Source organism: Pseudarthrobacter sp. C1 (assembly GCF_034720455.1).
GTDB lineage: Bacteria > Actinomycetota > Actinomycetes > Actinomycetales > Micrococcaceae > Arthrobacter.
Map to the genome: position 1 here is coordinate 35,975 of NZ_JAYESK010000017.1, position 6,265 is coordinate 42,239.

At 67.3% G+C, this 6,265-nt stretch carries 4 protein-coding genes; all 4 read right to left on the bottom strand.

The window, feature by feature from the left end; all coding sequences use genetic code 11:
- Positions 1-81: 81 nt before the first annotated feature.
- Positions 82-900, bottom strand: coding sequence for a DUF559 domain-containing protein (locus U7114_RS18960; protein ID WP_323058219.1), 819 nt, complete (start codon positions 898-900; stop codon positions 82-84).
- 221 nt (positions 901-1,121) lie between these two features.
- Entirely contained in the window at positions 1,122-3,149 is a 2,028-nt protein-coding gene (locus U7114_RS18965; protein ID WP_323058220.1) for an NHL domain-containing thioredoxin family protein, read from the bottom strand.
- The gene (locus U7114_RS18970; RefSeq protein WP_323058221.1) at positions 3,149-5,317 is read right to left on the bottom strand and encodes a cytochrome c oxidase assembly protein; all 2,169 of its coding nucleotides are present in this window, start codon (positions 5,315-5,317) and stop codon (positions 3,149-3,151) included. Before U7114_RS18970 ends, U7114_RS18965 begins: the two co-directional genes overlap by 1 nt.
- 114 nt (positions 5,318-5,431) lie before the next feature.
- Positions 5,432-5,719 (bottom strand): HU family DNA-binding protein, encoded by a 288-nt coding sequence (locus U7114_RS18975; RefSeq protein WP_009358243.1) that lies wholly within the window; start codon positions 5,717-5,719, stop codon positions 5,432-5,434.
- Positions 5,720-6,265: the final 546 nt, after the last annotated feature.

Genomic DNA, 6,265 nt, shown 5'->3' on the forward strand with positions numbered 1-6,265 from the left:
CTTCCCTCCGCTTCCGCGGAATCCCGCGGGCCCCGTCCCGGCAGGATTCCAGAACCGTGTTCCCCATGACGCTGCGCCTTTCTAGCGCCGTCGGCCCAGGACCGCCAGAACCTGGGCAACCATGGCGGCGGGGTTGTACACCACGTCCGAGTAGTAGTACCGCAGCACTGTATATCCCTGGAGCACGGACTCGTTGTTCCGCCGGTGGTCCTTCTTGACCTGGTTCCACTCGGTGTGGTGCCTCCCGTCCAGTTCCACCGCCAGCCATCCATCCAGCAGCAGGTCGACGTACCCCACCCGTTCCAGGTAGGCCTGAGGCTGAACCGTGATGCCCGCCTGGCGGAAGTAGGTCCGCGCCAGCGTCTCGAGGAGTGAGTCCGCGCCCCGGTCCACCCACTGCAGGACCGCCCGCGCTTTGCCGTTGCGCTTGCCGGGGAGGCGCTGCCGGAGGAATTCGACCGTCATGTCGCCCCTGGACACGGCGCTCTCCACCATGACCAGTGATTCAGCGAACGGAAGGCATCGCAAGGCGTGAATGAGGACATCAGCGAGGGCTGCAACCGGCCGGTTGGAGCACGGCGGCAGCAGCAATCCCGCGTGGTGGATCGCGTCGCCCCGGACGGCGGCTTCCCTCCGATGGTAAACGTGGCGGGGTCCCGCCGACGGCAGGGACCAGAGGCTGTGGTGGCCGGCGGCGCTGGAACAGGTCAGCAGCTCCCGGTTCTGCAGCAGGGCAACGAGTCCGGCAGGCGCCGTCGGAAGCGCATAAAGTCCACGCGCCGGCTGCAGGACCCCGCCGCGGACGGCGCGGCGAAGGGCGGCATCGTCCACGCCGAGCCGGGCAAGCGCGGGCCGGCGGGCAGCTCCGCCGCAACGATCCAAGGCTTTTGACACGTCCATGGGGCCATGGTGGCCGCTTTGAGAAGTGTTCGGCAGCGGCACCCTCCGTTATGTGGACAGCCAAGCCGGCAGCGCCGTCACAGCAAGCACCATTTTACGACCCTCGCGGCCACACACCCCTGCAAAATCAGGGTTGACGTAAGGCCCAATGCCAAAAGGCTGCCGTCCGTGACGTGTCAGTCCCGGACGGCAGCCTTCAGCTAAATTACGACGGCGGCGCGTCAGTCCATCCCGCGGAGGTCCAGGACCAGCTCACGGTCGCCGTCGCGCTGCAGCACCACGGGGATGCCCCAGTCCTGCTGGTAGAGGTGGCAGGCGGCGTGGTCCGGGATTTCGCCGTCCTCGGTCTCGGGGCCGTCACAGGCAGCAGCCCGGGCCGTGATGTGCAGGACGCCCTCGGCCACCTCAGGTGAAAGCTCCAGCGTCCGCAGCAGCCCCACGGACGTTCCGCCGCCGGACACCAGAAGCTCCGGCGGGGTGGAGGAGATCTTCAGCTGCGTGGGATCGCCCCAGCGGTCATCGAGCTTCTGCCCGGTGGGGGCGGTGAAGCGGACGGCCAGTTCAACGGGTCCTGGCGCCACAGGGCTCTTGGGCCGGTGGGTCTGGACCGCTCCCTCATCCACCTGCTGGGCTTCCTTGGGGATGGGAATGAAAACCACCTGGTGCTTGTTGGCCTCAACCACCACCAGCAGGGGCTCGGAACCGGCCGAATGCGTGTGGTCCACAATCACGTCGGACGGCTCCAGGAGGCCGCGCGCGAGCGTTGACACCGTGCCCGAGGCGGGGTCGTAGCGGCGGACGGCACCGTTGTAGGTGTCCGCGATCGCCACTGATCCGTCCGGCAGGACTGTCACACCCAGGGGGTGCTGCAGCCGGGCTTCCGCGGCGGGGCCGTCCCGGAAGCCGAAGTCGAACAGTCCCTTGCCGATGGCGGACTCCACCGTGACGCTGCCGTCGTCGTCAATCACCAGTTTGCGGAGGGCGGACGTCTCGGAGTCTGCCACCCAAATGTTCCCGTCCGCGTCCTCGGCCAGGCCGGAGGGCTGGGCGAACCAGGCCTCGTGCGGGGCGCCGTCCAGCAGGCCCTCCAGCCCGTTGCCGGCCACAATGGCAACAGAGCCGGTAACGGGATCGAAGCTGAAGATCTGGTGCGTCCCGGCCATGGCGATCACCACGGCGTTGAGCTTGCGCGACCAGACAACATCCCACGGCGAACTCAGGGCAACGTCCAGCGGGTGCCCGCCGAGCTCGCCGGTGAATCCCGCCGCATCCTCATCCACGCGCGCGGGTCCCGCCTCCAGCAGCCGCTGGACGCCGCTGCCGGCCAGGGTTGAGGCCTTGCCGTCCGCGAGGGACAGCCCGCGGAGCCGGTGGTTGACGGAGTCGGCAATGACGACGTCGTAACCCGCCTTGGCTGCCACGTCTTCCGGCAGCAGGACCAGGCCCTGGGGTTCGTTGAACCGGGCCGCGGCTGTGTCACCGGCGGCCGGGCCGTCGGAGTAGCCCCGGCTGCCGGAGCCAAAGGTGCCCAGGACAGTGTGGAAGTCGGTGGCAAGCTCCACCAGCCGGTGGTGGCCGGTATCGGTGACCAGCCACGAGCCCTTACTTGCTGGGGAACCGGCGGCCGCGGCACCCGCCGCGGTACCGCCGTCGGACGTTCCCTCCGAGGCGGTGGAACCGCGGCCCGGCGGGAGGAAGAGCGCCTTGCCCGGGAAGCGCAGGGTGCCGGACGTGGGCTCGGGCGCCACGTACGGGCCGGAACCGCGGTGCAGCGTCCCCTTGGCCTCATGTTGTGCGATCAGCTCGGGAATCAGCACGGCCAGGCCGTCCGCGTGGCCTTCGCCGGAGAGGTGCGCCACGATGTAGCCCTCGGGATCGATGACCACCAGGGTGGGCCAGGCCCGGGCGGTATAGGCCTTCCAGGTCTCCAGCTCCGGGTCGTCCAGGACCGGGTGGTGGATCTCGTAGCGCTCCACGGCGGCAGCCAGCGCTACGGGATCGGCCTCGTGCTCGAACTTGGGCGAGTGGACGCCCACCGTCACCAGGACATCGGAGTACTGTTCCTCCAGCGGCCGCAGCTCGTCCAGGACGTGGAGGCAGTTGATGCAGCAGAAGGTCCAGAAGTCCAGCAGCACGATCTTGCCGCGGAGGGCTTCAAGGTCCAGTGATTTGCCGCCGGTGTTCAACCAGTTACGGCCCACCAGTTCGGAAGCCCGGACCCGGGCATGCGTGCGTACGGTTTTGCTCATCAGCGTCCTTCCAGCTTGTTTCGTTCAGCCAGCTTGGCATCGCGTTCAGCCAACTTGGCAAACATATCGTTGTAAGCGGTGAGATCGGCGTCGTTATTCCTGTCCGCCGCCCGGTCCACGCGTTTGGTCTCCCGCGCGTCCGACCGGGACCACATGATGGCGACGCCGATCGCCACCAGGAGCGTGGGCACCTCGCCGATGCCCCAGGCCACGGCGCCGCCGGTCTGCTGGTCTGCGAGTGCCGACTGGCCCCAGGCCCTGCCCAGGTTCCCGAAGTAGTCCGCGGCCAGCAGGTTGGTCCCGCCCATGATGGCCACGCCGAAGAACGCGTGGAAGCCCATGGTGGCCAGGAGCAGGACGAGCCGCATGGGGTACGGCGCCCGGAGCGGAAGCGGGTCGGTGCCGATCATGCTCAGGATGAAGATGTAGCCGGTCAGCAGGAAGTGCACGGTCATCAGCTCGTGGCCCACATGCTCGCGCATGGCGAAGCCGAACAGGTCCGAGTAGTAGAACAGCACAATCGAGCCGGCGAAGTTCGCGGCGGCGAAGAGCGGGTGCGTGACCAGCTGCGAGAACTTCGAGTGGACGAACACCAGCAGCCACTCACGCGCCCCGCGGGAACCGTCTCCACGGGCAGGCAGGGCCCGCAGTGCGAGGGTCACAGGCGCCCCCAGCACCAGGAAGATCGGCGCCACCATGGTCAGCGCCATGTGGTCCACCATGTGGGCGGAGAACAGCACGCGGCCGTAGACCGACGGCGGCCCGGAGGTGATGTAGGTGAGCACCAGCAGGCCAATGACCCAGTTCACGGTGCGGAACCACTGCCACTTGTCGCCGCGCCGGTAGATCTTGGCCACGCCAAGGAAGTAGGACACAAGCCCGAACAGCGCCGCGGCGATCCAGAGCCAGTCCAGGCGCCACTCTGTCAGCCAGCGTTCGGGGGTCAGCTCCGGGGGAAGCTCGTACCCGGTGAGGATGAAGGCGGGCGTGGCATCGGGCGCGAAGGCTGTGGGCTCCGGCGGGGCGGACCGCCCCAGTGCGACGGCGACACCCGACGTTGCTCCCATCACCAGGAATTCCGCCAGGACCAGCTGCCAGAGGACCCGCCGCGAGGACATGGTGGAGCCCTTGCGGCTCAGCTGCGGGATCACCCACTGCCGGTGCATGAACCCGATCCCGCCCAGGACCAGCGTGGCCATCGCCTTGGCCAGGATGAGCTGGCCATAGGGGGAACCGAAGAGGTCACCCCAGTTGGTGACCCGGATGCTGGCGTTGATGATGCCGGACGCGAGAACGAGCACGAAGGCAAAACCGGCCAGCGACGAGAACCGGCGGAGCGTCGGCTCGGTGATGTCGGTGGCGGTTGCGGCTTTGGGGCCGGTCAGGATTCCGGACAGCAGGGCCAGCATGATGATGCCGCCCACCCAGGTGCTGACCCCTACCAGGTGCAGGCCCAGGGAGTTGATGGCGCCTTCGTGGTCCGAGGAGCTTGAAGAATGGCCGATCAGTGCTGTGGGTACCAGGCCGGCCAGGGTGAGGATCAGGGTCAGCGCCAGGCCGCCGAGGGACCGCACTCCGAACAGGGCCGTTGTCACGACGGCGGCGATGATGGTGACGGCCAGCCAGGCCCGCCCCGTCTCGATATCCGTCATGAAGTAGACCAGGGCCTGGGTGAACTCGGCATCGCCGGAGAGTCCCTGTCCGGCAACATCAGAGTAGGTGAGGACCAGGACCGCGATGGCCGACAACGTCCACGTCGCACCTGCTGCGGCCGCTACGGCCAGGGCGCGGCTGAAGGCAGGGTGTTCGGGCGCCTCACTGCTCTCTTTGCTCCGGCTGCGGGGCCCCGCATTCCTGGGCAGGATGCCGACGGCGAAGACGAGGCCGCCGATGACGGTGGCCAGCGACACGTTGTGGATTGCCTTGCTGACGGGGAGCCCCCAACGGACAAGCGCTCCAGGATCAGAGACTGCCCTGGCGCCGGCAGCCCCGGAGAAGATGAGCGCAGCTGCCAGGCCCAGGAAGAGGGCGGCCAGCCCGGCCACTTGCCATGTCCGGGAGATCCCCAAGGCACCGCTGTCCCCCGCCGGCGCACCGTTGCCCCGAACTCCCTTGCCGGGAACGGACGGGGGCTGGGTGGAACGTGGTTTTGCGGCAGAAGACACCATTCCATTGTCCGCTACGCCTGCCCGGGCCGCGAATCGGCTTAAAGACAAAAGGAGCGGCAACCTGGTGGTTGCCGCTCCTTTTCCGCGCCGGCTGCGTGCCGGGGAGGAAGAAGCCTACTTCTTGTTGGAAACTGCAGCCTTCAGCTTGGAGCCGGCGGTCAGCTTGACGCTGTGGCCTGCCGCGATCTGGATGGTCTCACCCGTCTGCGGGTTGCGGCCGGTGCGTGCTGCGCGGTCGGTACGCTCGACGGCGAGCCAGCCCGGAATGGTGATCTTCTCGCCCGCTGCGACAGAAGTCTCGAAAACCTCGAACAGTGCGTCGAGGACGGAGTTGACGGCTGCCTGGCTGGTGCCGGCCTTGCCAGCTACCTCTGCAACAAGTTCACTACGGTTCTTAGCCATTTATGTCCTCCTGGACGGTCATGATTCTGGAGCCTATACGCGGCATGCGTACAAGCCACTGTTCGAAAACTTACCAGCTTGGGCCTCCGCGTTCCGCAAATTCCGCGTGTTTCCGCGACTTTTTGAGGTTAATCACCGGTTTTTCAGGGTTTTTCACCCCGGATTCAGCCGCCAGCGGACGCTCTCTCAGTTGATGCGGGTTTTTCGGCGATGCTCTCTCGGTTGATGCGGGGTTTCCTGGGGTGCTCTCGCAGTTTGGCGCTGGCGGTCGACGGCGGGCCGGCCGGGCAGTGCGGCAGGGTCCCGCCGGGAGGGTGCGTTAAGTGAGAGAGGGTCCCCCGGGGAGGGGGCGTTAAGTGAGAGAGGGTCCCGCCGGGAGGGCGCATCAAGTGAGAGAGGGTCCCAGGGAGGGCGCGTTAAGTGAGAGAGGGAACCCCGGGGGCGTTAAATGCGGGAGGCCCCAACCTGGTGGTTGGGGCCTCGACCTAATGGTTGTCCGGCGGTGACCTACTCTCCCACACCCTCCCGGGTGCAGTACCATCGGCG